This is a genomic window from Coprococcus sp. HCN-4056 (assembly GCF_037892645.1).
Taxonomy (GTDB): Bacteria; Bacillota; Clostridia; order Lachnospirales; family Lachnospiraceae; genus Coprococcus; species Coprococcus ammoniilyticus.
Window position 1 is genome coordinate 235,722 of record NZ_JBBKBL010000005.1, and the last position, 26,137, is coordinate 261,858.

Annotated in this window: 31 protein-coding genes and 2 pseudogenes; 1 reads left to right on the forward strand and 32 read right to left on the reverse strand. The window is 40.8% G+C overall.

The window, feature by feature from the left end:
- Positions 1-32 precede the first annotated feature (32 nt).
- The 18 genes and pseudogenes from WKT03_RS09425 to WKT03_RS09510 form a co-directional block, all read right to left on the reverse strand.
- Positions 33-998, reverse strand: a complete 966-nt coding sequence (locus WKT03_RS09425; RefSeq protein WP_173783638.1) for a carbohydrate kinase family protein — start codon at positions 996-998, stop codon at positions 33-35.
- A 21-nt stretch (positions 999-1,019) separates the two neighbouring features.
- On the reverse strand, positions 1,020-2,498 hold the full coding sequence (locus WKT03_RS09430; RefSeq protein WP_340391679.1) for a glycoside hydrolase family 32 protein: 1,479 nt from the start codon (positions 2,496-2,498) through the stop codon (positions 1,020-1,022).
- Positions 2,499-2,519: 21 nt separating this feature from the next.
- Positions 2,520-3,539, reverse strand: a complete 1,020-nt coding sequence (locus WKT03_RS09435) for an ABC transporter permease (RefSeq protein ID WP_008402271.1) — start codon at positions 3,537-3,539, stop codon at positions 2,520-2,522.
- Position 3,540: 1 nt separating this feature from the next.
- The gene (locus tag WKT03_RS09440; protein WP_008402270.1) at positions 3,541-5,040 is read right to left on the reverse strand and encodes a sugar ABC transporter ATP-binding protein; all 1,500 of its coding nucleotides are present in this window, start codon (positions 5,038-5,040) and stop codon (positions 3,541-3,543) included.
- Positions 5,041-5,185: 145 nt separating this feature from the next.
- On the reverse strand, positions 5,186-6,196 hold the full coding sequence (locus WKT03_RS09445; RefSeq protein ID WP_161116810.1) for a sugar ABC transporter substrate-binding protein: 1,011 nt from the start codon (positions 6,194-6,196) through the stop codon (positions 5,186-5,188).
- 472 nt (positions 6,197-6,668) lie between these two features.
- Positions 6,669-8,666, reverse strand: a complete 1,998-nt coding sequence (locus WKT03_RS09450; RefSeq protein WP_340391681.1) for a LacI family DNA-binding transcriptional regulator — start codon at positions 8,664-8,666, stop codon at positions 6,669-6,671.
- 361 nt (positions 8,667-9,027) lie between these two features.
- Positions 9,028-9,162: pseudogene (locus WKT03_RS09455) on the reverse strand (linear amide C-N hydrolase); the annotation flags it as partial.
- A 32-nt stretch (positions 9,163-9,194) separates the two neighbouring features.
- Positions 9,195-9,401, reverse strand: a complete 207-nt coding sequence (locus tag WKT03_RS09460) for a GNAT family N-acetyltransferase (protein WP_340391683.1) — start codon at positions 9,399-9,401, stop codon at positions 9,195-9,197.
- 30 nt (positions 9,402-9,431) lie between these two features.
- Positions 9,432-10,016 (reverse strand): hypothetical protein, encoded by a 585-nt coding sequence (locus WKT03_RS09465; protein WP_340391684.1) that lies wholly within the window; start codon positions 10,014-10,016, stop codon positions 9,432-9,434.
- 257 nt (positions 10,017-10,273) lie between these two features.
- Positions 10,274-11,071 (reverse strand): YhfC family intramembrane metalloprotease, encoded by a 798-nt coding sequence (locus tag WKT03_RS09470; protein ID WP_227909633.1) that lies wholly within the window; start codon positions 11,069-11,071, stop codon positions 10,274-10,276.
- A 19-nt stretch (positions 11,072-11,090) separates the two neighbouring features.
- Positions 11,091-11,393 carry a hypothetical protein gene (locus WKT03_RS09475; RefSeq protein WP_004853440.1) on the reverse strand — a complete coding sequence of 101 codons (303 nt, stop codon included), beginning with the start codon at positions 11,391-11,393 and terminating at the stop codon, positions 11,091-11,093.
- Between the two features lie 9 nt (positions 11,394-11,402).
- Positions 11,403-11,609 carry a helix-turn-helix transcriptional regulator gene (locus WKT03_RS09480; RefSeq protein WP_003865061.1) on the reverse strand — a complete coding sequence of 69 codons (207 nt, stop codon included), beginning with the start codon at positions 11,607-11,609 and terminating at the stop codon, positions 11,403-11,405.
- Positions 11,606-11,935 (reverse strand): DUF6442 family protein, encoded by a 330-nt coding sequence (locus WKT03_RS09485; RefSeq protein ID WP_005363298.1) that lies wholly within the window; start codon positions 11,933-11,935, stop codon positions 11,606-11,608. Before WKT03_RS09485 ends, WKT03_RS09480 begins: the two co-directional genes overlap by 4 nt.
- Before the next feature lie 214 nt (positions 11,936-12,149).
- Positions 12,150-12,461: a TnpV protein gene (locus tag WKT03_RS09490; protein ID WP_317258984.1), complete on the reverse strand. Its 312-nt coding sequence runs from the start codon at positions 12,459-12,461 to the stop codon at positions 12,150-12,152.
- A gap of 306 nt (positions 12,462-12,767) precedes the next feature.
- Positions 12,768-13,085 carry a hypothetical protein gene (locus WKT03_RS09495; protein WP_117732503.1) on the reverse strand — a complete coding sequence of 106 codons (318 nt, stop codon included), beginning with the start codon at positions 13,083-13,085 and terminating at the stop codon, positions 12,768-12,770.
- 130 nt (positions 13,086-13,215) lie between these two features.
- Positions 13,216-13,560 carry an alpha/beta fold hydrolase gene (locus tag WKT03_RS09500; RefSeq protein ID WP_340391688.1) on the reverse strand — a complete coding sequence of 115 codons (345 nt, stop codon included), beginning with the start codon at positions 13,558-13,560 and terminating at the stop codon, positions 13,216-13,218.
- A gap of 73 nt (positions 13,561-13,633) precedes the next feature.
- Positions 13,634-14,068: a hypothetical protein gene (locus WKT03_RS09505; RefSeq protein WP_445293050.1), complete on the reverse strand. Its 435-nt coding sequence runs from the start codon at positions 14,066-14,068 to the stop codon at positions 13,634-13,636.
- 49 nt (positions 14,069-14,117) lie between these two features.
- Positions 14,118-14,852 (reverse strand): MerR family transcriptional regulator, encoded by a 735-nt coding sequence (locus WKT03_RS09510; protein WP_055249488.1) that lies wholly within the window; start codon positions 14,850-14,852, stop codon positions 14,118-14,120.
- 248 nt (positions 14,853-15,100) lie between these two features.
- On the opposite strand from WKT03_RS09510, the gene WKT03_RS09515 reads away from it, so the two are divergent.
- The gene (locus WKT03_RS09515) at positions 15,101-15,451 is read left to right on the forward strand and encodes a restriction endonuclease subunit S (RefSeq protein ID WP_340391809.1); all 351 of its coding nucleotides are present in this window, start codon (positions 15,101-15,103) and stop codon (positions 15,449-15,451) included.
- Between the two features lie 322 nt (positions 15,452-15,773).
- On the opposite strand, the gene WKT03_RS09520 is transcribed toward WKT03_RS09515, so the two are convergent.
- The 14 genes and pseudogenes from WKT03_RS09520 to WKT03_RS09585 form a co-directional block, all read right to left on the reverse strand.
- Positions 15,774-17,150 (reverse strand): sensor histidine kinase, encoded by a 1,377-nt coding sequence (locus WKT03_RS09520; protein ID WP_340391689.1) that lies wholly within the window; start codon positions 17,148-17,150, stop codon positions 15,774-15,776.
- Positions 17,138-17,800 (reverse strand): response regulator transcription factor, encoded by a 663-nt coding sequence (locus WKT03_RS09525; protein ID WP_005359225.1) that lies wholly within the window; start codon positions 17,798-17,800, stop codon positions 17,138-17,140. Before WKT03_RS09525 ends, WKT03_RS09520 begins: the two co-directional genes overlap by 13 nt.
- Before the next feature lie 14 nt (positions 17,801-17,814).
- The gene (locus WKT03_RS09530; protein WP_340391691.1) at positions 17,815-18,573 is read right to left on the reverse strand and encodes a lantibiotic immunity ABC transporter MutG family permease subunit; all 759 of its coding nucleotides are present in this window, start codon (positions 18,571-18,573) and stop codon (positions 17,815-17,817) included.
- A 1-nt stretch (position 18,574) separates the two neighbouring features.
- Positions 18,575-19,306 carry a lantibiotic immunity ABC transporter MutE/EpiE family permease subunit gene (locus WKT03_RS09535; RefSeq protein ID WP_340391693.1) on the reverse strand — a complete coding sequence of 244 codons (732 nt, stop codon included), beginning with the start codon at positions 19,304-19,306 and terminating at the stop codon, positions 18,575-18,577.
- Positions 19,299-20,012: a lantibiotic protection ABC transporter ATP-binding protein gene (locus WKT03_RS09540; RefSeq protein WP_340391694.1), complete on the reverse strand. Its 714-nt coding sequence runs from the start codon at positions 20,010-20,012 to the stop codon at positions 19,299-19,301. Before WKT03_RS09540 ends, WKT03_RS09535 begins: the two co-directional genes overlap by 8 nt.
- Before the next feature lie 205 nt (positions 20,013-20,217).
- Positions 20,218-20,934: a hypothetical protein gene (locus WKT03_RS09545; protein ID WP_340391696.1), complete on the reverse strand. Its 717-nt coding sequence runs from the start codon at positions 20,932-20,934 to the stop codon at positions 20,218-20,220.
- A gap of 549 nt (positions 20,935-21,483) precedes the next feature.
- Positions 21,484-21,858 carry a desulfoferrodoxin family protein gene (locus WKT03_RS09550; protein WP_044945872.1) on the reverse strand — a complete coding sequence of 125 codons (375 nt, stop codon included), beginning with the start codon at positions 21,856-21,858 and terminating at the stop codon, positions 21,484-21,486.
- Positions 21,859-21,885: 27 nt separating this feature from the next.
- Positions 21,886-22,830 carry an L-lactate dehydrogenase gene (locus WKT03_RS09555; protein WP_008402259.1) on the reverse strand — a complete coding sequence of 315 codons (945 nt, stop codon included), beginning with the start codon at positions 22,828-22,830 and terminating at the stop codon, positions 21,886-21,888.
- A 27-nt stretch (positions 22,831-22,857) separates the two neighbouring features.
- The gene (gene rbr, locus WKT03_RS09560) at positions 22,858-23,400 is read right to left on the reverse strand and encodes a rubrerythrin (protein WP_226801037.1); all 543 of its coding nucleotides are present in this window, start codon (positions 23,398-23,400) and stop codon (positions 22,858-22,860) included.
- 18 nt (positions 23,401-23,418) lie between these two features.
- A pseudogene (locus WKT03_RS09565) lies at positions 23,419-24,039 on the reverse strand (flavin reductase); the annotation flags it as partial.
- On the reverse strand, positions 24,032-24,439 hold the full coding sequence (locus WKT03_RS09570; protein ID WP_340391699.1) for a Fur family transcriptional regulator: 408 nt from the start codon (positions 24,437-24,439) through the stop codon (positions 24,032-24,034). The gene WKT03_RS09570 and the pseudogene WKT03_RS09565, both read right to left, overlap by 8 nt.
- Before the next feature lie 127 nt (positions 24,440-24,566).
- Entirely contained in the window at positions 24,567-25,316 is a 750-nt protein-coding gene (gene yaaA / locus WKT03_RS09575; RefSeq protein ID WP_008402255.1) for a peroxide stress protein YaaA, read from the reverse strand.
- Positions 25,316-25,771: a thioredoxin-dependent thiol peroxidase gene (gene bcp / locus WKT03_RS09580; RefSeq protein WP_008402253.1), complete on the reverse strand. Its 456-nt coding sequence runs from the start codon at positions 25,769-25,771 to the stop codon at positions 25,316-25,318. The genes yaaA and bcp overlap by 1 nt, the downstream gene beginning before the upstream one ends.
- A gap of 3 nt (positions 25,772-25,774) precedes the next feature.
- Positions 25,775-25,984, reverse strand: a complete 210-nt coding sequence (locus WKT03_RS09585; protein ID WP_008402252.1) for a DUF6219 family protein — start codon at positions 25,982-25,984, stop codon at positions 25,775-25,777.
- Positions 25,985-26,137: the final 153 nt, after the last annotated feature.

Below are 26,137 nucleotides of genomic sequence, written 5' to 3' on the forward strand. Positions count from 1 at the left end.
GGGAAAATTTTATGTGAAAAATTGTAGTACACTTACTTTACTGCGAGTCTCTCAAATGTCTCGCTCTCTTCAGGAATCGATCTGAGTCCTCCGCGCTTCTCGACACACAGGCTCGCCACCGCATTTCCATATCTTGCAAATTCTTCAAGCTCGTCTATACTGAATTCCTCCAGGCTCTTGTCCGCCCTTATAAGCTGCGATACAAATGCCCCCCAGAACGAATCTCCAGCTCCGGTTGTGTCGACCACATGGCTGACAAATCCAGGAACTTTTCTGCTGCCATCCCTGCTGCATATCAGCACACCCTCACTTCCCAGGGTGACCGCAACAAGTCTGACGCCTATTCCAAGGAGATACTCCGCAGCCTCCTTCGGATCTTCAAATGGTGTGAGGAGTGCCGTCTCCTCATCCGAAAGCTTCATTATATCTACAAATGGGAGAATACTCTTCATTCTCTCCATCGCATTTTCTCTGTTGTCCCACAGCGGCTCTCTGTAATTTGGATCATAGGATATCACCGCTCCGTATTTTCTCGCCTCTCTCACCGCCTGGAATGTGGTGGTTCTGGCCGGTTCATCCGTGAGAGACAGCGAACCTATATGGAACACCTTTGTGTCTCTTAGCAGGTCGGCATCCACTTCCTTGTAACAGAGCATTGTGTCCGCTCCCGGCTTTCTGGCAAATGAGAATTCACGCTCTCCGTTCTCATCCAGAGTGACAAATGCCAAAGTGGTAAATACCGTGTCATCGACAACTATACCTCTGGTATCTATCCCTGCCTGCTTTGCCGTCTCAATAAGGAAATTGCCATGCATGTCATCCCCGACCTTTCCTATAAACGCGGTCTTAAGTCCGGCCTTGCTGACTGCCGTGAGCATATTTACCGGAGCGCCTCCGGGATTCTGCTCGAAGAGCTTCATCCCGGAATCAGTGCTTCCGGCAGGGGTAAAGTCTATCAGGAATTCACCAAGAGCCACAACATCATATTTCTTTTCCATGTTGGATCCTCCTTGTGAATTTTACTTTCCTGTAATCTCTATGTCATAGAATTCTACTCTTGCATCCTGTGCCAGAAGTCCCGTCTCAAACTCAGGCTTTGCATATATCCTGTATGTAAATGCCACCTGTTCTCCGACAAATACCTCCACCATATCATGGTCAACGATGATCTTCACATCTATCTCGCTGCCCTCTGTTATGTCAAATGTCTTCTCGCACACTCTGACTCCATCAGGGCCCGGCTCCGTTGCAGGAGGCACAGCCTGACAGGACTGAACCCAGAACGGGTCAACTCCCATAGGAAGATTTACCAATGACACTCTCTGCATGGCCACATCGAACTCAAGGAGAAGGCATCCGCTTGCTTCCTTATCTGACTTGAGCAGTATACCGAAATGGTCATACACCTCTCTAGGCATGATCTTGCACTTCAGCATGTAGCTCTCCTCGTTGTGTCCAAGGAATCCGTATGTACATGTGCTTACTGAATCCATCTCAACCAGTCTGTCTCCGTGAAGCTCTGCATTTCCAAGTACAGGGATGTAAGCCCATGCCACAGGCTTCTCAAATACATGCTCATATTCCTTTGGAAGCTTTACGTCAAGTCCTCCATCCGCTGTGGCAACTACCTCGTGCGGCACGCAGAAGGTTCCGCCCCAGTACCATTCACCTCTGTCGCTTCTGTCTGCTCTGTCGTGAGCCCAACCGAAGTAGAAGCGTCTGCCGTCATCATCCTGCATGGACTTGGCTGCGTAGAATCTTCTTCCGCCTATGCCATCCTTCTTTGGCTTTCTCCATGGGCCAAATGGTGACTTTGCAACTCTGTATATTGTATTTACATATTCTGAGAATCTTGAGTATGAGAGATACCAATTGTCTCCCATCTTGTACATCTCAGGGCACTCAGGACAGTTGGTGTGTCCCGGTGAATATATCGGTCCGTAATATTCCCAGTTGACCAGATCCTTTGATCTGTAGAGAACTATACATCCTCTTCTGGTTATCGGCATATCCAACCTTCTCGCTGATATGAGGATCCAGTAACATTTGTCCTCCTCATTGTAGAATACATATGGATCTCTCCAGTCAAGCTTCTCGTAAAGCTCTATCATAGGTGTGATGACCGGATTGGCTGCATCCTTCACCCACGTGATTCCATCGTCACTTGTAGCGTGGCATATGGTCTGCTGATACTCTGCGGTGAGGCAGTAGCCTGTATAGAATGCATGGTATTTGCCCTCGCCGTATATGACTGATCCAGTCCATACTCCTGATGCATCCGGCTCGTCGCCCTCGCCCGGATAGAGCGCTGTAGGAAGCTCCTCCCAGTGCACCAGATCATCTGATACACTGTGGCTCCATGTTGTTCTGAGTCTTGCCGGGTACACTGTTGTTCCCGGAGGGGAAGTCAGTGAGAATATATGATATTTGCCCTCGTGGTAGAAAGGTATTGCATCTCCCGTGGAATCCGCGAAGGACATCTTTCTAAAAATCTCCATATTATCATTCCTCTCTTTCTACTAGTTTGCTGCAAGTTTCTTCTTTTTGAGGAGCTCAAGCTTGCCCTTCTGTCCATCAAGGAGTACCGCACATGCGATGATGAGACCCTTGATGATGAGCTGCCAGTATGATGACACTCCGATAAGGTTAAGACCATTTGAGATGATTCCGATGACCATGGCACCAAATACTGTTCCACTGATCCTTCCTTTACCACCTGTCATAGAGGTTCCGCCAAGTACACAGGCTGCGATGGCATCAAGCTCGTATCCGCTTCCAACTGAAGGCTGGCCTGAGTACATTCTTGAACAGAGTACAAGTCCTGCGAATGCTGAGAGAAGTCCTGATATTGTAAACACTATGATCTCTATCTTCTTGATAGGTACACCTGAAAGTCTTGCGGCCTCGCGGTTACCACCTATCGCGTATACGTATGTTCCGAACTTTGTCTTACTGAGGATGAAGCTGAACAGTATGATGAGCACTACCATGTACACTACCGGAAGTGGAATCACATTGAACAGATATCCTGTACCGATCTCGATGAAGAGCTTGTTTGTGATACGTGTTGACTGTCCACCTGTGTAGACATAAGCTATACCACTTGCTATATTCATCATGGCCATTGTGATGATGAATGCAGGCACCTTGAAATTGGCTACTATGAAACCACTTACAAAGCCAGCCGCTGTGCCGACCAGAAGGCCTGCTGCTATTGCTACACCGAGAGGAAGTCCCTGATTAACTATAAAACCTACAGTCAGAGTTCCCGACATAGCTACTATCGATCCAACTGACAGGTCAATGTGACCAAGTATGATTATGAGTGTCATTCCAAGTGCTATGTATGTGTTGATCGATATCTGTCTAAGCACTGATATGATGTTGTTGGTCGTTAAAAACTTGTCTGTGGCAAGTGCTACGGCCACACACATGATTATCAGAACCACTATGATTCCTATGTTGCCCTTGACTATGGATGTCAGGGGATTGTTTTTTAATATAGAAGTTGCTTTTGAATTCTTCTTTGTCTCGCCCATATTATTCGATACCTCCTGCAGCGTATTTCATTATCTCTTCCTGTGAGAGCTCGTCCTTTGACAGCTTCTTCACGAGTTTTCCGGCTCTGACCACACATACGTTGTCGCACATGTTGATGATCTCAGGAAGCTCACTGGATACCATGATTATCGCTATGCCTTCCTTTGCCAGTTCATTGATTACTGTGTATATCTCAAATTTTGCATTTACATCAACGCCTCTGGTCGGCTCATCCAGAATGAGCACATCCGGCTTGGTTGCAAGCCATTTGCCCAGAACTACCTTCTGCTGATTTCCACCTGACAGGCTGCCCGCCTCGATCTCAGGTGACGCCGCCTTGATCCGCAACCGCTTTGAATAATGGTCTATGACCTCACCGCGCTTTTTCTCGCTTATGGCGATTCCATTCATATAGAATCTGAGGGATGAGAGTGTGAGGTTGAACGCCACGCTGTTGCCGAGCACCAGTCCCTGCTTCTTTCTGTCCTCAGGAACCAGGGCTACGCCTGACTTGATCGCCTGCATCGGATTCTTGAAGTGTACCAGCTTTCCGCCGAGTATCACCTCGCCTGATGTAGGCTGTGTGGCACCAAATACCGCCTCCATGATCTCGCTTCGTCCGGCACCGACCAGACCTGAGAATCCCAGGATCTCACCCTTGTGTACCGAAAAACTTATATCTTCAAAGACACCTGTCTGTGAAAGGTTCTTTACCTCCAGAGCAACCTCTGCCTTGTCCATGTCACAGTAATCCCTGGCATAGAAGCTCTCCAGATCTCTTCCTACCATCATCGCAACCAGCTCATTCGGGTTGGTCTCAGATGTCTTTTTTGTTCCTACGTATGCACCATCCCTGATGACGGTAACTCTGTCAGATATCCTGAAGAGCTCCTCCATTCTGTGGGAGATGTAGATTATACTTACCTGTTTCTTTCTGAGATTCTCAATGATCTCAAATAACTGCTCCACCTCTTCATTTGAGAGTGATGAGGTAGGCTCATCCATAACTATGATCTTACCGTTGAATGAGACCGCCTTGACGATCTCCACCATCTGCTGCTGTGCGATGGTCAGATTCTCTACTATCGTGTCTGCTTTTATATTCACACCGAGGGACGATATCATCTCCTCTGCTCTTCTGTTCATCTCTGCAAAGTCCAGCGTTCCAAGCTTTGTCCTTATCTCTCTGCCGAGAAACAAATTCTGTGCCACCGAAAGATATGGAACAAGTACGATTTCCTGATGTATTATTCCTATACCATTTTCTCTGGCAGCCGGAACTCCGTTGATCTTGACCTCCTTGCCATTTACCTTGATGATTCCGCTGTCGGGCTGGTAAATTCCGCCGAGGACCTTGATCAGTGTGGACTTTCCTGCACCATTCTCACCGAGCAGTGCATGTACCTCTCCCAGCTCAAGGGAAAAGTCGATGCCACTTAAAGCATATATTCCGGAGAAGCTTTTCTTTATCCCTATCATTTCCAGAACTGTCTGTCCCATATTAAACCTCCAAGTTTCTAAAATAAATCTTTTGTTATCCTGCTTTTTCGGGATCTCGGCCGGAGATCTAAGATCCCCGGTCTCTCCCGTGTTATATACACCTACGTTGTGTCATGTATGTCCAGCCGGGGGCAACCCCGTGCTGTTACTGCCAATCGTTAACTGTCTTCTCAGCCTCATCCTTAAGTACGAGGTGTGAGTCAAGATATACCTTCTTCTCGTCGATCGTTGTATCTCCGCCCACATACTTCTGTGCTGCGTTGAATGCGTACTCAGCAATCTGTACAGGAACCTGACATGCAACTGCTGTGAACTCGCCGTCGAGGAGTGCCTGCTTGCCATCTGGTGAAGCATCGATACTGTATACACCAATCTGACCTGTCTTGTTGGCTGCCTTAACTGCTGCTGCTGCGCCAAGTGCTGAAGGATCATTGATACAGAAGAATGCCTGAAGATCTGTGTTTGCTGTGATGATATCCTCTGCAAGGCTCATTGATGCATCAAGTGCTGCCTCGCCATCCTGCTGTGCTACGATGTTGAACTTATCCTTGTTATCACCGAGTCCGTCAAGGAAACCATTTACACGGTCTACACAACTCTCATTTGATGGGAAGTCAAGGATCGCAATGTCTGCTCCGTCCGGATAATCCTTAGCCATCTGCTCACCGACAAGCTGTCCTGCCATGTAAGCATTTGTTCCAACGAACTGTGTTACGAAGTTCTCTATGTCATCCTCGATAACTGCTGTATCTACATTGAAGATTGGGATTCCTGCATCCTTGATCTCTGCAAGACCTGATGTGATACCTGCTGAATCAACCGGGATGATGAACACTGCGTCGTATCCACTATTTGCCACGTCTGATAACTGGCTGAGCTGTGTGTTCAGATCGTAGTCAGGATCAAGACATGTATATGATATTCCGTTCGCATCGCAGAGCTCCTTGAGCTTGGCATCAATTGAACTCTGGAATGTATTGTTGAGTGTGTTTGTACAAAATGCAAATGACAGGTCAGATGACTTTGTGCTCTCCTGCTTTGTACCTGAATCAGATGAACCGTTGCCCGAAGTGTTTCCTGATCCACAACCTGCCAGTAAACTGAGTGACATGCACAGGCATGCTCCAACTGCTAATAATTTTTTAAATTTTCTCATAATTTTTACCTCCACTATCATGTATTTTCTTTGCTAACTCGTTGTCGAAAAACTGTTCTTAACCGGTTTATTTACGTAAATTTTAAACTGTTTTTCGTCCCTTGCATGTTTTGATGATATAACTTTTGTCGGTTATTGTCAATATCAAGTGTTTTATTTATTGTTTATTCGTCGTTTTGCACAAATAAGACTCTATTGTATTATAGGGTTCGCAGGTCTTTTGTCGTTTTTTACGTAAATATTTTACCAGATGTCATGCTTATGGGATTTGTAGTGTATGATTGACACCCGTTACTTGTCACCTTGTCTCTTGTGTATAAACGCAAAAAATCCGCCAGAAAGATACAATTTTCTCTCTAACGGATTCTTTTTTAGATAAAAAGATACAGTTTCTAACTCTGTCCGACACAGACTAACTAAAGATGTCATATCACCTCACTCTGTCCGGCACGGACTAACTAAAGATGTCATATCACCTCACTCTGTCCGGCATGGACTCATGGAAGATTTCCTTCCATGCAAGCCTGAGCTGTTTTGGCTCAACCTGATATGGCTGAACTCCCACATACTTTGGAAGCTGTTCTTCACTTACCAGGGACTTGGCAACAACTGCCGCGGCCGCTCTTCCCTGCTCGTATGGTCTCTGCGTGCTGAGTCCCTTGACGATTCCTTCCTCCATGCACCTGGCAATTCCATGATCAAGGTCCGTGGTAAACACCGCCACATCCTCCCTGCCAAGCTCCTTGAGTGCCTTTATAACCAGAAGTGCCGGGCGATCCCAGCTCACATACATTGCCTCAATTTCAGGATTGGCAGTTATCACGTCCCGGGCTACCTGATATGCATTGGATATCTCTCCAAAACTCCTGATCGTAACTATGTCAATATCAGGATAACTGTCCTTGATTATCCTCTCAGCGGCGTTATCCCTAACTCTTGTTCCATAGAATGCCGCACCATGAATAATGAAACCTGCCTTTTTTTTCTTGTTCTCCTTGCAGTATTCCCCCAGCATTCTTCCCGTGTTCGTTCCATTCTCCGACTCATTTACTGATACACAGGACACATAGCTGTTCTTGGACATGCCATCCGGAACATTGCTTATGAACACCAGCTTTGACACTTTGGAAAGTTCCTGAAACTTCTCTCTGGTACGGCTATCATCCGCCGGAATAGCTATAACTGCGTCCGGCTTCTGAAGTCTTATTCCATCAAGCTGCGCATTCTGCAGTTCCGAGTCAAAGTGCGCATCCATAACCGACACCACATCTATCCCGAACTGCTCAAGCTCCTCACGGATACCCTTCTCATGAAGCTCAGCCCATGACGTACCTGTGTAATGGAATGATATGGCAACTCTGAAATGTCCTGCCTTCAGCCTCTGTTTTTCCTCCTTCGTCAGCACCACGGAATCAGGGGCAGCTGCCTTATCTCCAAATGGTCCATTATCCAGCATCTTGGTGGATTTCCTGACAACCAGTTCCACATCGGCATAGCAGTCATGGGATATGACCGCACCTGTGTTGATCTTCTCAAAAAGCATTCCAACCGCCTTGGTGCTTAACCCCTTCACATCTCTTCTGATTATGGTAAGCGGAGGATATGTAAGTTCTGACCAGCTCTCGTCACCAAACCCAACCACAGATATCTCTCCCGGACAGTCGATTCCCATATCTCTCAATGTCTTCATGAGGTAGAGCGTTATTCTGTTGCCCCCCGCAAGAACTGCGGTAGGCCTGTATCTGCGGAGCGCCTTCTGGATAACGAGCATACAGTCATCTTCGCCATTTTCCAGTGTCACATCCACTATATTCGCATCGTTTGTATTTATATTGTATTTCTGCAGAGCACTCAGGAAACCTTTTGTTCTCTCATCCCTGGTGGTACTGTCCGTACTCTCTCTGAAAAACAAAACATTCTTGTGTCCACTCGCGAGCAGATAATCTGCGCCCTTAAATATAGCCTCCCTGTCTCGGAACTCAACTGAGTCTATCCCTGATCCAAGTATATTTCTCTCCACGCAGACAAATGGAACGCCTGACTGTATAAGCTTTGTGTAGTTGGTTGCCACATCGCTCACCGGCGCATGTATGATACCGGCAACCTTCTTGTTGACCAGAAGTCCGTCAAGCACCTGTGCCTCCTCCTTAAGATCATTGTCTGTTATCGCCACAAGGAACTGATATCCCTGTACACTGACAAGCCGCTTCACATAAGCTACCATATCTCTGTATATCGTACTTTCAATGTTCGGAATGACTGCAACGATCGTAGACTCTCGGCCAACCAGCAGTTTTCTCTCCTTATCTGCTATCTTATTCTGATATCCCGTCTCTACAATAATCTTCTCTATCTTATCCACAAGCTCAGGTCTTACATACCTTGTCCTGTTGATAACATGGGAAACTGTAGCTATAGACACCCCTGCCATATCCGCAATCTCTTTTATTGTAACCTTTGACTTGCCCATATCTCGTCCTTTCTCCCTTATCACAGATATAACTCTGGCTTCCGTACATTGCCACTGGCAACGCCCTTTTCCGATATTATAATCTACTTTTCTATGTTTGTGCAACCACTGTCATCATCCAGACTGCCGGCTCTGTTGGAGGGCTACTGGCTCTGCGATGGCTACTGGCACCATGCAGTTGCCGGCTCCACCATTACATAAAACAGCACAATTTTTTCGCAAAATGCAGAAAAAAAGATAAAAACGCCAAGTTATTTCATGGTATTTCCCGAGTCCCAGGGGCAGCAGATACTTAGTTCTGCCAGTTGATGTTCTCCCCCCTGCAGCAATGGATATCTGGCAAGTTCTGTGCCTTCTGTGCCTTCCTGCCCATATATCTGAATTCAAACGGATAATTTCTTGGAGTCACGGTGATCTCATCGCCATACGAGAATTCATAATCCAGCGTTCTTCCAAAATAGAAATTCTTTGTCTTATATGTCGCCGCTGTGCACATATTTTGTCTCCTTTCCAATCTCCTCAGATAATTTATATCATCAGTTCAAAGCCATAACAGATCTTTTCAAATCCATAGTGTTCGTAGAAACCATGTGCCCCTGTCCGCGGAAGACCGGAATCAAGGGTGACGGCCTTGCACCCCCTCTGCTTTGCAAGCTCCTTTGCATGATCAACTAAATTACAACCAATGCTTACATTATAAAATATCAAAGTGATTATTAACAGACCGCCACCCATAAATTTATTATAAAATATCCCGGAAAATACTTAGGCAAGGCTCTGTACAGCGGTCACAATGACCACAACTATTTTGAAATTGCGCACATCGTCCATATTTATCTCACCATTATTTACAAAGTCAGCCGACATGACCTCCTTGCCCTTATCATCGTAAAGCACAAGTGTCTTGGTCATTTCCTTCTGCTCTTCAAGTACCTGTTCGGAAGCCATCTTCAGTAATGCTGCCACCTGATCTATGCTTTTCACTTCACAAAATGCAGTATGCGTGATGGAACCATCCGCTCTCGTTACTTCTTTCATATCCATTGGAATATGACTTTTCTTACAGGCTTTCTCCAAAAGCTCCGCTGTTCTCTCATCATTCACATCAATATGCGTGACATCTTTGCCCTCTCTGTTGAATCCCTTTAATGAGCCATGCGTTTCCTTATAATTCGACATTACCTTATCGACAACCTTGCCGAGCAATGTCTCCTTCTGTTCCTCGCTCATACCAGGATTCTGCTGTTCAGACCGCTTGCACGCATCTGCAATGGCAGTAATCAGATCTACGCTGACAGTCACAATCGCCTTTCCTGTCTGGAACGACTCCTGCGTCAATTCATCGACCATTGTTCTGTCCTCCCGATATTATTTTCTCTATGCTTCCTGTCCTGTGTGGGTGGTCTTACCCACGGAATACCATTTTTGCTATACATCAGGTATCCTCCTTCTTTTTTATTTGAACTTCTGGACAATTTGTCCAAAAGCTGCTTTCTTGTTCTTTGTCCATGAAAGAACAAAAAGAGCATTCATGCTTTTACACATAAATGCTCTGACGCTGTTTTATTATAAAATTATCTTAGCTGTTGTTCCCTACAAACTGGAATTCACAGTTCTTCCATCCTTCCCATCTTCAGCGCCATAACAAGAGTTCCGGCTGCCATCACAAAGACACCAATTTCAATCACATAGATGGGAAGAAGCGCCGGACCTGCCACGGCAAAGAAGTCCACGATAAAATGAATCCCATATGCAAGAACCGCTGTAAAAGCCGCTGTCCTGTATTTGCCTGCCTTTACCGCCCGGTAGATCAGCAGTGACAACCCGATATGCAGAATGATAGCACTGATTCTTTCGATTCCGCTTACAAAAAAGAGTGGTGCCGGTGTTGTCCATAGGGCCGACAGCTGTGACACGGTCTGATTTGCAGACTCAGCAGGAAGTGCCGCCAGCGTATTCTGCATGGCTCCGCTGTTGATCATCAGCATGGACACAAGATTGCTGATTCCGGAGAGTCCTCCGAGCAGAATAGCCTCCACACCGCCATGCCCGATTCCATACATCAGTGCATTTGGAAAATCCAGCCATTTCTTCATCCAGAACTTCATGGCAATCAGTCTTCCGGTCTCTTCAAAAACAGCTGCAGCCAAAGCCGCGTACACATAGTAAAGCCATGGCCTGCTCTGTGCGTTCAGTCCGCAGAACCGAATGACAAGAACATGCAACAGCTGCTCCAACAGCATGGCAAACAGCAGATAGGTTCCTGCTCCGATAAAGAACGAGGAAATCCTTGCCTTAAGCTTCACCCTTCCTGCAATGAACAAAGCAATCGGTACCCCCATCGAGAGGACAACGGAGCAGATAACTCCCGCTATCGCCAGACCTGATATTGTGTTCAATTCCATCTTTATATCTCCCTGATTCTCAAAAAATTCCTTTATTGTATTTGAACTGTCCATACAATATAAAGCCTAATCCGACAATAACTGCTGGAAGAATGATATAATCTATAATTATTTCACTCCAAAACGAAACAATAAAACCTAATATAAGAGATATTCCTATAATCAGCGTTCCTGTGCCGACTGTTTTTCCATACTTTGGTATATCTTCTTCCTTTACTTTTCGCCTGTTATAAGAGTGAATTGTGCTGATATTGCCTTTGATATTTACAATTCCCACAACAGATATGAACACTCCCAAAATCAACAGTATAATATTTTCCATAGTGACCTCCTAAAAATAGAATAGTTCCTCAAATTTTTTGTCCAATGCAATACAAAGAATTAGAGCCAATTTTGCAGTTGGATTAAACTGTCCTGTTTCAATAGAACTAATGGTATTTCTTGATACCCCTACCATTTCTGCAAGCTGAGCTTGAGAAAGATTTGCTTCTGTGCGAACTTCCTTTAAGTGATTTTTCAGTTGTAATTGTTCTTTCATATTCTCACCTCTAAAAGGTGGCTAACAAATCCAACAAATGCAAAAATGGAAAGCACAAAAAACAGAACGGTCAAGACCAAATCACTCTTTCGCTTCATTTTGATAAAACGAACTAACCATTGTGTTGCAATAATGCTGAAGTATATAACCCACGGACTGTAAATCATAGTATGAGCAAGCACAGAAGATAACAGCGAAAGCAAACAACACACTAAAGCACCAACTCTGCTTGCGTGACTTCCGGCTTGATATACCACTTCCATTTCAGCCAAGTCCTTATTGCGATGTTCTTTTCTGCTTGCATTTAAGATTTCGTCCTTTTTCATAAAAACACCTCCATGCCAAGTTTTCTTTGCATGTTTTAATTATACACATACCAAGTTTTCTTGTCAATAGAGTTCATAAAAAAGTTACAACCGATATAATAGATAACTTTTCTACCACTTCGATTATACTCGCAACTTAATGACTTCTTGAATACTTGCCGAAAAAGAAAAACTGCCATCGGTTTGACAGCAGTTCTTCTTCGGTTGGTATCCGTTAGGAATACACAATATCATTCATTACAATCTCATCGGCACAGGCTCGAATGTTATTCATCAATCCTATCCATCTCATCATATCCGTTGCTTTCAGTTCTTCTGTTACACCTTGCTTCTTTGCCATTTCCTTTATCAGGTATTCCGCCATATCACGAGCCGAAGTATCAATTTCGGCAAGGTGTTCATATAACTTTCCGCTTGTCAGCAGATTAAAATATAGCACACTTTTCGACAAATTCTTACAAATAACTACAAATTTTTTCACAAGAAACGAAAAAAACGATACTGCATCTCTGATAAGGCTTTTCATACAGATCCATAAAATCATCCGGACAGGAAATCTGATTACCAATATGGTATCTACAATCAGATATAGTGCAAATGCTTCGTCAGACCCCCCCCGAAACAAGTTCCCGGAATATTGATTATCATGAATCCGAAACAACCCAATCTCCCTACTTGTTCTGTGACCTCAACATATTTATTGTTCCACTTATTATCAAATCCATCTTTGCACTTAATCGCAAATACAACATTGGGTATCATAATGACTGCAATAAAAATCAGCCCCAAAACATTAAATCATTCCATATTATCTACCATCACAAACTGGAATTTATACCCGGTACTTGTCTCGATTTATAGTCATATCAACCAAATGAAATACAAGTAAGATAATAAAAAAAACGGAAGCTATTATTATTCCTGCGCCCAGCTTGATAAAATCAATTATACCGCCAAGACAAAAGAGCATTGCCCATGTCTTAATCCGTTTTCCAGTAACTCTGCATATTTTCTCTGTGTTTAATCCAGTATAATCTCCTGATAAAAACAGCACACTTCTTTCTGTATTCCTTGATTTGATAAAAAATCTTCCAACAAAAAAGAGAACAGTTGCCATCAGTAAATCAATAAATATAATTATTATTTTCATTTTCAACACCTCTAATTCTAAGTTCACAACTTCAAATTGTTTTAATTCTTCTCAGTTCCACCTTCTTGCCCTTCGGACAAGAAGTATCCCTCGCTCAAAGAGCTCGGTCAATTCAAATCTTCTGTTGCTTTCAGTCTCTGCTGAAGACTGAAAGTTCCACTATTGCATACTTACATATATCTTTGCGTTGAGATAAAATTTCAAGCAAAATCTGCCCTCCAAGCGATAGTCCTCCCATCATTAAAACAGAACCGCCCAATTTGCTATTTACAAATTCTATAATATCCAAAGCATTATTCTCTATCGTTGTAAACTGCTTATCACATCCTGCATGACCATCTAATATAGGCAAAACCACATGATAATCTGTTTGAAGTCTTTCAGCAACCTCTTTGTAATTCCACCATGATAAACCGCCTCCGTGTAAGAGGATAATTACATCGCTGTTTTCTTTTCCATATTCTACATAATTCAACCTCTTTCACCTCGCTGTAAACTTCCGATTTTTCGTTCTCTGCGACTTCCCAATAAACGGGAAGTTGTAAATATCATTTTACATTTTTATATGAAATCACAATATGACTTGGTGCAAATAATACTGATGCAATAATCAATAGCACTGACCTACTCATAATCCCACTAAATAAGAACAACATTGAAGGAATAATAGAAAGTGCTAATGCTCTGAAAACGCTGTTTTTCTTAAAACATATAATCCAAATAGCACAATAAAGCATTACCAATATGGTATCTACAATCAGATATAGTGCAAATGCTTCGTCAGACCACCACCCGAACCAAGTTCCCGGAATATTGATTATCATGAATCCGAAACAACCCAATCTCCCTACTTGTTCTGTGACCTCAACATATTTTTTGTTCCACTTATTATCAAATCCATCTTTGCACTTAATCGCAAATACAACATTGGGTATCATAATGACTGCAATAAAAATCAGCCCAAAAACATTAAACCATTCCATATTATCTACCATCACAAACTTCGATTTTCTCAATTCTCCAAACTGGAATTTACCTTCTGCTCATATAAAATATATCAATAGCTTTACTTGCAAACTCTGCTGTGCCAACTCCTCCAACATCATCAATATTTTCCGTAAGTTCCCCTCCACCGGCATACATTCTTCCAAGACCGCATAAAATCTTATCAGAACATGTATAAAAATGATTTGTAATGTAATCCTGAAGTTTCCTTACCTGCAACTGCACCTGTTCATCTTCTGGGTCCATTTCTTTCATTTGTCCGAATTCAACAAATAATTGCATAAACTCATTTGCAACAGCAGCTTCATCGTCTTTCGTCCAGTTCTTTGTTTTCTCTTCAAACTCCTTATACTCAGAGGTTTCTCCCCATTGTTCTTTTGCTCGTTTAGAATACTCATCAATCTTTGTTGTATCAAATACTTTAAAATCCATATATTTCACTCCTATTCCTTTTATTCCTCGAGCGAAACTAATAAGATTTTCAAGATGCTCTTTTTTCATAGTTAGCAATTCAATCTGCTGCTCTAATGCTTTGTTCCTGTCAAAGTTATGGGCATCAATTATCTTTTTAATCTCCTTAAGCGGAAATTCCAATTCTTTAAACAGTAAAATTTGTTGCAGCCTTTCCAAGGATGTATCGTCATACAACCTATAACCTGACTCTGTATATTCAATAGGTTTTAAGAGACCAATGGTATCATAATACTGCAGAGTGCGTATACTCACTCCTGTTAATTTACTTACCTCATTCACTGTCATCATTGTCATTTCCTCCTCTCGATAAACATATCGTAAACTATTACGTTGCGTAGGAGTCAATAGTTTTTCAAAGAAATTTTCAAAATTAACAGCTTGATAAATTCCGATTTGTAAAACTGTTGCATTGATTATATCAAAGAATCATGTTTGCATCAATCTCCTTAAAACGAGAGGCAGGTGTGCCCTCCTGCCCCTCAAAAAGGAAGGGGAGGTGAAAATATATAGTCAACTGCTATTTCCAGAAGCTATGAATCGTTACTTACCATAGAAGTCATACAGCAACTATATTTTATCAAGAAAAGCCTTACTTTACTGGTGATAAAATCAAAGTTATGTCTTATCGTGACTGCGAATTAAATCCAGAGCTTGCTTGCTATCTTCTAACAGTAATGAGAAAAGCATTTCAAAATTTTGCATGTGGACAATCTTCGTTTAATGAAAATATATTAAAAAATATGGAAATACGTCTTCCTGTGGATTCAAATGATAACAGCGACTACACATATATTACAACATTCATACAAGCACAAGAAAAATTATCAATTAAGAATGTTATTGATTGGAAAAATAAAATAATAAATACGTCAAAGAAATGTATATAAAAAATAGGACTTCCTCACTTTTATATCGGGAAGTCCTATTTCTTTAGCGTGTTCTCTTTATTTTAATATAATTTCGCTCCAGCGGGAATATGGTTATCAACCATAAGAAGATGAAGCTCCTCATCCTCTGAATCTTTAAGATTATTTAGTTATGTAATAAAGAATAGTACGAGCATTTTTAATTTTATCAGCTATCATAATTCTGTATGCCTCCTTCTTCCATGAGATTACAGCAAACGTAGTAGTAATGTCTATCAAAAGGCTTTTACATATTAGATAAAAGCATGTAAAATTTCTTTTACATAGCTTAATTGCGGTCTATTTAGCTTGTTTCTTGACTACTCAGGAAAAATATTTCTACCCTCGCCCCACCTGTATTTTCAGAATTTGAAAGTTTAATACCTCCACCATATTTTTCAGCCACAGTTTTTGCAAAAAATAGTCCCATCCCATAATGGGCTTCGCCATTTCTACTTGTGTCATCCATAAAAAACTGCTCTGTGCCATGCAATAATGCTTCTTTTGTAAATCCTGATCCGCTATCCTCCACAATGAATGTCAGCCGATCATCCTGCTCCTTTGCGTCAATATAAATGATTCCATTTTCTTTTGTATGCTCCACTGCATTCTGAATCACATTCATTACGGCCCGGAACATTGGATCATAAGCAATCGTTACCTTTTTATCACTTTGTTCCGCCTTCCAATCTATCTTCTGGTGATAGCTTTCTACCAGTCCGAGTGCCTGTTCCTTTATATCTGCGAAAAAATCTTCTAACCTCACCGTTGTATAGGTAACATCACTGCAATTCCATGATTTTGTGACATCTATCAACTGTTTTACATAACTTTGTATCTGTGTTGTGCCGTTCAAAACATAAGTGATATTTTTCTTCTGTTCTGTGGTCAGTTCAGTCTCTGAAAGTAGTTCTGCATTTCCCCGTACAATCGTAAGAGGTGTTTTAATATCATGCGCCAAAGCAGACATCTGCTGTTTCTTTTCCTGCTCTGTTTTCCACTGCTTTTCTAAAGATTCTCGCAATGCATCTCGCATATCATCGATTGCCGATAAACAGTCATCAAACTCTTTGATACCGGAACAGGATGTCTCATATTCCAGATTTTGATCCTTTATTTGTCCGATTGCGTCTAATACAGGCTGCATCTGCTTTTTGATTCTTTTTCCAAAACGTATGGACGGAATGATGATAATCGCTACCGCTCCAATCACAGACATAATAATCATCACATTCTGTGGTCCTATAAAATGCTCCCTCAAAAAAGCTGAATGATATTGAGGTGTCAGGCGATATTGCAATACAACATATTCATTTTCCCTTACAATTACTTTATAAAAATATTTCCCGGATGCGTTTCCGTACTTTGCAACATTCCATGCTATCTGTTCGTATTGTTCTGACAGATCTCCACCTATTTTCTCTCCATTCTCTGAAAAGATTACATAATCACAAAGTGTGGGAATCATCTCAGCAGTCACTTTATCTGCACGTAGAATCGTATCATATGCTTCATTAATCTTTTGCTCTGCATAATTTGCCGGATAAATACAGCCCACACTAATCAAAAGGTACAGCAGCAGATAAGCAACAATCACCAAACCAACTAATGATCCAAGCATGACCAGTACATATCTCATAAAAATCCTGCTGAGTGCATTGCTTCTCTTTACTCTTCCCATTTATATCCAATCCCCCAGACTGTTTTTATCGGTGTATAATCATAATCCGCAAATTTTGCTCTTATATTTTTGATATGCGTGATTATAGTACTGTCATTACTCTCATTGTCAAAGCCAAAGACCGCTTCCAATATCTGTTCCTTCGAGAAAACCTGTCCTCTGTTTTTAGCCAGAAATTCACAGATTTCGTACTCCGCTTTCGTAAGAGGAAGTTCCTTATCATCAACCAATAGTTTCTTTTGAGATATTTGAATACAGACCCTCCCCAAAACCATCCGGACAGAATGTTCCCTGTGCTCTCTTCTAAGATGTGCATTGATCCTTGCCCGAAGTTCCATCACTCCAAATGGCTTTGAAATATAATCATCTGCTCCTAAAGAAAGTCCGTTTACCAGACTGTTTTCCTCCGTTTTTGCTGTAAGAAACAAAATCGGACAATCCACAAGTATCCTAATTCTTTTGCATAATTCGAAGCCATCAATTCCAGGCATCATAATGTCCAGTAAAATCAGGTCATAACGATGTAATTCTTCCATATTAATTTTTAGTGGATTACTTACTTTGGTAACCAGATGTCCATCCTTATTCAAAATGCTTTCTATCATTTCCAAAATTGCCGGTTCATCATCAACTGCCAGTATTTTTGCCATAGTTTCCCTCGATTCTATTCCGATATTCTGTTTCCTTCCCAGTGGTTTACCCACCAAAAATAGTATACCATACTAATCCCTGTAAATATTAAGCAACCTGGTATGAATGACAACCATTCACCTACACTAGTTTCTCCCAATACAGATTGCAGATAAGTATATGGTACTCTTCCCGTCCAGCAGACAAATACATATTTCCACACATAATCTCCAAGTCCGGTAAGCATCAATGCACTAATTAATCCTGATATAATCCCTGCTCCAATGGATACCCCTTTTCCAAACTGAAAAGCCAGAATCAGCTGCCACAGATAAAGTGGAACACTGCTTCCCCACAGCAGCAATGCTGCAACAACACATATTTTTACAATTTCAATATTGCTGTTACTCCAGCTACCACTTGCTGATATCATTCCAAATCCAGTTCCAAATATCAAAGCAGTCAATAAGACAGAGCCAAGACAAAGCATCAGTAACAGCATCAGCTTCGATATAAATGCCACTCCTTTTTTCGATAAGGATAACATATTCTGAAAGTTACCTGCATTTTGTTCTTGTTCCATCACACTTGCTGTAAAAATTCCAATAAGTACCGGAAGTCCTGCTCCTATTGCCTGATAAAATGCAATCACTTTCATATTTTCATTCCATGGTGAAAAAAAGTAATATATTAAAAATATAACGCTGGTTATAATCGGAATCAGTAAGTGTGCCAGAATCACAGATGTTCCTTTCATCTTTCGCAAGTCTGCATTAAGAGCTCTTCCAATCATCTTATTTCACCTCTCTTCTCTCAAACCATTTCAAAAACAGAACCGTTACAAAAACAAACCAGATGATTGAGAGACACATTCCCGGAACAATGACTCCCGTATCCAAAAGAGGATTCCCTGCTTCTGCGGCAAGTCCATTTGGTAAAACATGAAGCAACGGGCACATCATTCGCATAGGGATTGCAGAAACAAGTACATACCAGATTCTGGTTTGTGATATTATCACACCGCTGACGGTAATAAACAGGCAGACGAACAGGTTTACAATCATTCCAAATCGTTCACTTAAAAATAAAGCTACCGGAATCTCCCATAACTCAGAAACCGTCAGAAACAATACTGCAATCAACGCTCCTCCAACTGGAACATGTGTCGTTAGAAGAAAGCCTCCAAGCGTTGCTCCTGCAAACACAATCACATTAGAAAACAAAATCATGTACCCAATATAAATAATTTTCCCCAGCAACAATTTTCTTCTGTCTGTGGGAATAGTCATTAAATGATAGTATTTTATCTTTTTCTCCTGCGCCACAGAAAGATAACAAAATAGAGCAATCATCCCCGGCAGCAAAAGTGTATACCACCAGTTCCAAACACTTTCTGCATAAGCATTTGTCATCCCAAGAGTAAATATAAATGCCATGACAAATGTAAGTAGAGGAAATCCCCAGATAAACTTTTTTCGCATGGTTCTTTTGGCTTTTTGATGTTCTGCTTTTACAATATTAACCATGGATTTCACCTGCTTTCTGGTTTTTTCTTACCACATTCATAAACAAATCTTCAAGATTATCTCCCTGCTTTAATGCTCCTTCGTATCCTAAGATTCCACCTGAAATAATCCCGACTTTATCTGCAAGTAACTGTACCTCTGAAAGAATATGACTGGAAAGAATTACAGTTATTCCCTGTCCTGGGAAGGAGCGAATCAGTTCTCGTAATTCCTCGATGCCTATTGGATCTAATCCATTCGTAGGCTCATCCAATATCAAAAGTTCCGGTTCTCCAAGCAATGCCATTGCAATACCTAGTCTTTGTTTCATTCCCAAAGAGAACTGCCCAGCTTTCTTCTTTCCGGTATTTGTAAGTGATACAATCTGCAAGACCTCATCAATTCTGTTTTCATCTGTACCAAGCAATAATTGTCTTACTTTCAAATTCTCTCTGGCGGAAAGATTTTCATAAATAGGCGGATTTTCAATTAACGCTCCTATTTTTGATAAATCTTTCCTATCCAAAAGTTTTCCATCAAAGTAAATCTTTCCTGCAGTTGGTTTCATCATACCGGTCAGCATTTTCAATGTGGTAGATTTACCAGCGCCATTCGGTCCAAGCAGTCCATAAATCTGTCCCTTTTCGATATTAAGTGAAACATTATTTACCGCTTTCTGTTTTCTAAAATATTTACATAGATTTTGTGTCTGTAACATCATTTCCATCTTTACTATCCTTCCTGCTATATTTCATTTCTTACTGAAATATAACCTAACAGAAAAAAATAAAGATTTGATGAAGATTTATTCCCGTATGGAATAAACCATCAATTGAATATCATTATCAGAACTCGGCTTTCCACTGAAATCAGCAAAGCTGTTACAAATACGAAGTCCTAATTTACAGAATATCTCCGTGATTTCATCCAAACTATATAACCTTATAGGATTTCTTGTCCTTAATTCGCTCCGTAAGCGACTTATCCTTCTTCGGATTATGTTTTCTCGCCGCTTCCTTGATTTCCTCCTTTGCATTTGGTGTGATACTTCCGGATTCCAAAACTTCATTCTTGTGATCCTTGATCTCAAATCTCGTAGAGAATCTTGACAGTGTTTCCACATCATCCATATTTATCTCACCATTATCTACAAAGTCAGCCGACATAACCTCCTTGCCCTTATCATCGTAAAGTACAAGTGTCTTGGTCATTTTCTTCTGCTCCTCAAGTACCTGTTCGGAAGCCATCTTCAGTAATGCTGCCATCTGGTCTATGCTTTTCACTTCACAGAATGCAGTATGCGTGATGGAACCATCTGCCCTCGTTACCTTTTTCATATCCACCGGAATATGACTTTTCTTACAGGCTTTCTCCAAAAGCTCCGCTGTTCTCTCATCATTCACATCAATATGCGTGACATCTTTGCCCTCTCTGTTGAATCCCTTTAATGAGCCATGCGTTTCCTTATAATTCGACATTACCTTATCGACAACCTTGCCGAGCAATGTCTCCTTCTGTTCCTCGCTCATACCAGGATTCTGCTGTTCAGACCGCTTGCACGCATCTGCAATGGCAGTAATCAGATCTACGCTGACAGTCACAATCGCCTTTCCTGTCTGGAACGACTCCTGCGTCAATTCATCGACCATTGTTCTGTCCTCCCGATATTATTTTCTCTATGCTTCCTGTCCTGTGTGGGTGGTCTTACCCACGGAATACCATTTTTGCTATACATCAGGTATCCTCCTTCTTTTTTATTTGAACTTCTGGACAAAATGTCCTAAAGTTACATTCATATCCATTGCCCAACGGGCACAAAAAAAGAGCATCTATGTTTCAATCACATAAATGCTCTAACGCTGTTGTTTATAATAATATGTAATATCGGTTGAAACTGCATTACTACTAGCTAGTATACCATAAACATACTGTTTTAGTAAGAAATGTCCTATTTCATCCATGTATGCATATTGTCAAGTGTATGTGTCATATTTTATATTCAAAATAAAAAAAGCTGCTACTCTCTAAAAAATAACAGCCTTTCTTACTATATCAGCCTTTTGGAATTTGACCATCGACATACAGAATGTGATTAACTAACCGCTATGTGAGATATTTTAAAGTTCCCATAATCTGTTCATCTTGATCTTCTACCTCATCATTGTGTTGTTCTGTAACCTTAATATGTATAAATGCTTTTAGCATTTCCATAATCCATGCAGGTTACAATATGCATATACTTCTTCTACCTGTTCACCATCGCAAAGACAAAAATCTGCTGCCGGCTCCTGCCCTGGATTTAACTGTTTTCTATATATTCCCTGGTTTGTATTTAATGTAATCCACTCAATGAAATGCTCTTCAAGCATTGGATGTTTTGTCTCTCCGACCACGACATGAACATGACTGCCTTCTATCGTATATACAGGTACATGCTTCTCGACAGCAGCATCTGTCACTCCGGCTTTTAATTCCTGCATAGGTTCTCCGCAACAAATTACAGGTACACCCTTATCCTTTACCTTTTCAACAATGTTTCCACAATGCTTACAAATATAATACCTTACTTCCATGACTTTTTCTCCTTCCATGTGTAAAATTTATAATTCAATTGTCTCCATAATCTTTTTCAATGAATCTGCAGATTCCTTAAGCTTTAACGCTTCCTCGCCACTTAAATTAATAGGTATATCAGACTCAATACCATCTGCACCTACAATAGCTGGCATACTTAACGATACTCCGTCAATGTCATATACTCCATGAATCATGTGTGATACAGGAAGTATTGATTTTTCATCTCTCATAATCACTTCGCAGATTCTTTTTACAGACATTGCAATTCCATAATATGTAGCGTGCTTTTTGTTTATAATCTCATAAGCACTGTTCTTGACTTCTGTAGCTATTTCTGCCGTGTTTTCCTTGTGCTTATAATGTCCACGCATTTCACACATTTCACTTAATGGAACACCAGATACATTGGCTGATGACCATGCTACAACTTCGCTGTCTCCATGCTCACCTATTATAAATGCATGAACACTCCTGCTGTCCACAGATAAATGCTCACCAAGCTTATATCTTAATCTGGCACTATCTAACACAGTACCCGATCCAATAACCCTGTTTTCTGGAAGTCCTGATAACTTTATGGCTACCTGAGTCAGGATATCTACCGGATTCGCAACTACAAGCATGATACCTGCAAAATTTCTCTTTGCTATTTCAGGAATGATTGACTTAAATATTGCTACATTTTTATTTACGAGATCAAGCCTTGTCTCTCCCGGTTTCTGTCCCGCTCCGGCAGATATGACAACAATTGCAGCATCAGCCACATCATCATAATCTCCGGCATATATTTTCATCGGACTCGCAAATGGAATACCATGACTGATATCCATCGCTTCTCCTTCTGCCTTGTTCTTATCTGCATCGATAAGGACAATCTCTGTAAACAAGCCACTCTGCATCAGAGCAAATACCGATGCAGAACCAACAAAGCCACAGCCTATCATTACTGCTTTTTTTGAATTAATCACTTTCTTCTTCGTAATAATCTCATCTCCTTAATAATTCTCTTCATGTACTTCAAAATAGCTCTGTGGATGATTACATACCGGACATACTTCAGGTGCCTTAGTTCCTACCACAATATGTCCGCAGTTACGGCATTCCCATACCTTAACTTCGCTCTTTTCAAATACTTGTGCAGTTTCAATATTCTTAAGAAGTGCACGATATCTTTCCTCATGGTGCTTCTCAATCTCACCTACTGCCCTGAATTTTGCTGCAAGCTCAGGGAATCCTTCTTCCTCAGCTGTTTTAGCAAAGCCATTATACATATCTGTCCACTCATAATTTTCGCCTTCTGCCGCTGCCGCCAGGTTTTCCTTTGTATCACCAATTCCTGCTAATTCCTTGAACCACATCTTTGCATGTTCTTTCTCATTATCTGCAGTCTTTAAAAACAATGCTGACATCTGCTCGTAACCTTCCTTTTTCGCTACAGATGCAAAATAGGTATACTTATTTCTTGCCTGTGATTCCCCTGCAAATGCCTCCTGTAAATTCTTCTCTGTCTGTGTTCCTGCATATTTGTTTTCTGCCATCTCTTTTACCTCCGTTTTCTTTACTACTTTTTCAAAATCTGATGCCGGGTGCTTGCACAAAGGACATATAAAGTCATCCGGTAATTCCTCGCCTACATATTCATATCCGCAAATTCTGCAACGCCATATTGTCTGACCATCCTCTGTTTTTCCAACCTCCTGTGGCTTAGGCTTAATATTATTCTGATAATAATCATATGTTACTGAAGGAACATTGCTTAAAACTTCCATATCGGTTATCTCACCAATAAACATCGTATGTGAACCCAAGTCCTCTGTTTTAGTAACTGTCACAGAAATGTATGCATTTGTACCTTCTGTAATATAATAAATACCATTCGTGCCTCTGGCACACTGCTCAAATGTTTCAAACTTATTGGTATCTCTTCCTGATTGGAAGCCAAAATGTTTGAACAATTCAAATTGTGCCTTCTGACTTAAGACTGATACAGTAAATTTTCCGGTTCTTTGAATCATATCATGCGTATAATTTGACTTATTTACACAGATACTTAGCTGGTTTGGTTCCGAAGCTGCCTGAATAGCTGTATTAATGATGCATCCGTTATCTTTTTCTGCTTCTTTAGCGGTCAATATAAACAGTCCATAACTCAACTTATACATTGCTTTCCTATCCATGCTGTTCCTCCTTTACCTTCTCCCTGCATTTCGGGCAAATGCCTTTAAATGAAATATCGTAATCCACAAATTCAATTCCATGAGTGTTATGAATTCTTTCCAGCAAATCCGGTATTTGATCCATATCCACATCAAAAATTTCACCGCACTTTATACATCTTACATGGTAATGATTTTTCAATGTAAAATCAAATCGGTTCGGTTCATTCAAAACTTCAACCTTTCTTAATGCACCTTCCTCTACCAATATATCAAGATTTCTATATACAGTTCCTTTTCCAATTGATGGATATGCTTCTTTTATAAATTCATACACTTCATTTGCCGTAACGTGTCTTCTCATTTCGTATACGGTATTTCTTACGAGATCTTTTTGAATGGTATTTCTCCTTCTTGTCATTCATCCTCCTTATTGGGAATAATTCTTAATAAGGATTATATGCCACTATCATCCTGTTGTCAATAAAAATAGTAATAATTCTCATTATTATAAAAGCTGCCAAACTGAACATCTTTTACCTGAATAACTATTTTATTTTGCGTTCAAATACATATTCTGAATCTGAAGATAAATCAGACCTAAACGAGTATCCGAGTCTGTCAAATTTCTGAATCTCCACCAGATTTTCAATATTATTTTCCGCTATGAATCTGACCATTTCACCACGAGCCATCTTGGCATAGGTACCTTTTGTTACCAATTTATCTCCGGATAACTCACAAAATACAATCGTAATATATCTGTCCTGTGGTGTCAGATACTTTTCTATACATTTTGAGTATTCTTTTGATGCAAGATTAATGATAATCCTACTGTCATCGATTACTGAGCGGTATAACAATTCTCCCCAGTACTCATACAGATTTTTTGCATCTCCAATTCCAACCTTTGCCTGCATTTCAAGACGATAAGGAGTCACACCATCCATTGGTTTTAAAATGCCATAAAACGCAGACAAGATTCTTAAATGATTTTGCAAATACTCAAACTGCTGGATTTCAAACACAGATGGTGCCATATATTGAAATGCAATCCCTTCATATGCTAAAACAGCCGGAGTAAGCCCGTTATAAAGATTCATATTTTCCAATCTGTTAAAGTTCTGCTCTGCAATCTTGTCATTACATTTCCAGATAGCTTTCAGTTCTTCTTTTGATTTGCTTTTCATCCAGTTTAATACTTCTGCTGTCTTATCAATATAGACAGGCAGTCCAACCGGTGCTAAGTTATCGGTATCTACTATCATCTTTTTTGCAGGTGATAAAATAATCTTCATTATGCCAATTCCTTAAGCATATTTTCAGGATCATCTGCCGCCTTGACTTTATCATTTGCCTTTATAATGATTCCCTGCTCATCAATAAGATAAGTAGTTCTTACTACACCCATAGATACTTTTCCATAATTTTTCTTTTCTTTCCAGACATCATATGCTTCAATAACTTTACGATCCGGGTCTGCTAATAGCGTAAATGCCAGTCCGTATTTTTCTTCAAATCTCTTGTGAGACGCTACAGAGTCCTTGCTCACTCCGAGAATAACAGCTCCCTTCTCATTAAACTGTGGATAACGCTCAGAAAAGCCACATGCCTGCTTCGTACATCCTGGTGTATTATCCTTTGGATAAAAATATAGGATCACTTTTTTTCCTGCATAATCGCTTAATTTATGCATTTCTCCATTCTGATCCGGCAATTCAAAGTCCGGTGCTTTTTTTCCTACTTCTAACATATTTTATTCCTCCACTTCTTTCATTCCCATCTGTTTTCTTGTCCTCTTATTGCCAGAAATCATTTTATGACCAGAATAGACTGCCATAATCAAGCATATCAGAGAGCCAAATGCAAAGTATTTGTGTGCTGCTTTTAACCCTTTATATCCTGTATAAAAAGTTCCAACCATTGTAACTATTGCTCCGATTGACCAATATTTATGTGCTTTCATTTTATACCTCCAAATTGATTAAGCTGTTTCCAAAATAAATATCTCTGGATCATTAACAATATTGTACATTCCATCCATTACTTTCGACAAGTAGTGAAAGAAAAATAATCATTCCAAATACAAAAGGATGTATCACGATAATTCTGGCATTAC

Excerpts from the sequence above, each read along its gene's own strand:
- WKT03_RS09425 (WP_173783638.1), bottom strand. The coding sequence starts at position 998 with ATGGAAAAGAAATATGATGTTGTGGCTCTTGGTGAATTCCTGATAGAC.
- WKT03_RS09430 (WP_340391679.1), bottom strand. The coding sequence starts at position 2,498 with ATGGAGATTTTTAGAAAGATGTCCTTCGCGGATTCCACGGGAGATGCA.
- WKT03_RS09435 (WP_008402271.1), bottom strand. The coding sequence starts at position 3,539 with ATGGGCGAGACAAAGAAGAATTCAAAAGCAACTTCTATATTAAAAAAC.
- WKT03_RS09440 (WP_008402270.1), bottom strand. The coding sequence starts at position 5,040 with ATGGGACAGACAGTTCTGGAAATGATAGGGATAAAGAAAAGCTTCTCC.
- WKT03_RS09445 (WP_161116810.1), bottom strand. The coding sequence starts at position 6,196 with ATGAGAAAATTTAAAAAATTATTAGCAGTTGGAGCATGCCTGTGCATG.
- WKT03_RS09450 (WP_340391681.1), bottom strand. The coding sequence starts at position 8,666 with ATGGGCAAGTCAAAGGTTACAATAAAAGAGATTGCGGATATGGCAGGG.
- WKT03_RS09460 (WP_340391683.1), bottom strand. The coding sequence starts at position 9,401 with ATGGGTGGCGGTCTGTTAATAATCACTTTGATATTTTATAATGTAAGC.
- WKT03_RS09465 (WP_340391684.1), bottom strand. The coding sequence starts at position 10,016 with ATGGTCGATGAATTGACGCAGGAGTCGTTCCAGACAGGAAAGGCGATT.
- WKT03_RS09470 (WP_227909633.1), bottom strand. The coding sequence starts at position 11,071 with ATGGAATTGAACACAATATCAGGTCTGGCGATAGCGGGAGTTATCTGC.
- WKT03_RS09475 (WP_004853440.1), bottom strand. The coding sequence starts at position 11,393 with ATGGAAAATATTATACTGTTGATTTTGGGAGTGTTCATATCTGTTGTG.
- WKT03_RS09480 (WP_003865061.1), bottom strand. The coding sequence starts at position 11,609 with ATGAAAGAACAATTACAACTGAAAAATCACTTAAAGGAAGTTCGCACA.
- WKT03_RS09485 (WP_005363298.1), bottom strand. The coding sequence starts at position 11,935 with ATGAAAAAGGACGAAATCTTAAATGCAAGCAGAAAAGAACATCGCAAT.
- WKT03_RS09490 (WP_317258984.1), bottom strand. The coding sequence starts at position 12,461 with ATGAAAAGCCTTATCAGAGATGCAGTATCGTTTTTTTCGTTTCTTGTG.
- WKT03_RS09495 (WP_117732503.1), bottom strand. The coding sequence starts at position 13,085 with ATGAAAATAATAATTATATTTATTGATTTACTGATGGCAACTGTTCTC.
- WKT03_RS09505 (WP_445293050.1), bottom strand. The coding sequence starts at position 14,068 with ATGGAATGGTTTAATGTTTTTGGGCTGATTTTTATTGCAGTCATTATG.
- WKT03_RS09510 (WP_055249488.1), bottom strand. The coding sequence starts at position 14,852 with ATGATGACAGTGAATGAGGTAAGTAAATTAACAGGAGTGAGTATACGC.
- WKT03_RS09520 (WP_340391689.1), bottom strand. The coding sequence starts at position 17,150 with ATGGGAAGAGTAAAGAGAAGCAATGCACTCAGCAGGATTTTTATGAGA.
- WKT03_RS09525 (WP_005359225.1), bottom strand. The coding sequence starts at position 17,800 with ATGGCAAAAATACTGGCAGTTGATGATGAACCGGCAATTTTGGAAATG.
- WKT03_RS09530 (WP_340391691.1), bottom strand. The coding sequence starts at position 18,573 with ATGATTGGAAGAGCTCTTAATGCAGACTTGCGAAAGATGAAAGGAACA.
- WKT03_RS09535 (WP_340391693.1), bottom strand. The coding sequence starts at position 19,306 with ATGGTTAATATTGTAAAAGCAGAACATCAAAAAGCCAAAAGAACCATG.
- WKT03_RS09540 (WP_340391694.1), bottom strand. The coding sequence starts at position 20,012 with ATGGAAATGATGTTACAGACACAAAATCTATGTAAATATTTTAGAAAA.
- WKT03_RS09545 (WP_340391696.1), bottom strand. The coding sequence starts at position 20,934 with ATGGTCGATGAATTGACGCAGGAGTCGTTCCAGACAGGAAAGGCGATT.
- WKT03_RS09550 (WP_044945872.1), bottom strand. The coding sequence starts at position 21,858 with ATGGAAGTAAGGTATTATATTTGTAAGCATTGTGGAAACATTGTTGAA.
- rbr (WP_226801037.1), bottom strand. The coding sequence starts at position 23,400 with ATGGCAGAAAACAAATATGCAGGAACACAGACAGAGAAGAATTTACAG.
- WKT03_RS09570 (WP_340391699.1), bottom strand. The coding sequence starts at position 24,439 with ATGACAAGAAGGAGAAATACCATTCAAAAAGATCTCGTAAGAAATACC.
- yaaA (WP_008402255.1), bottom strand. The coding sequence starts at position 25,316 with ATGAAGATTATTTTATCACCTGCAAAAAAGATGATAGTAGATACCGAT.
- bcp (WP_008402253.1), bottom strand. The coding sequence starts at position 25,771 with ATGTTAGAAGTAGGAAAAAAAGCACCGGACTTTGAATTGCCGGATCAG.
- WKT03_RS09585 (WP_008402252.1), bottom strand. The coding sequence starts at position 25,984 with ATGAAAGCACATAAATATTGGTCAATCGGAGCAATAGTTACAATGGTT.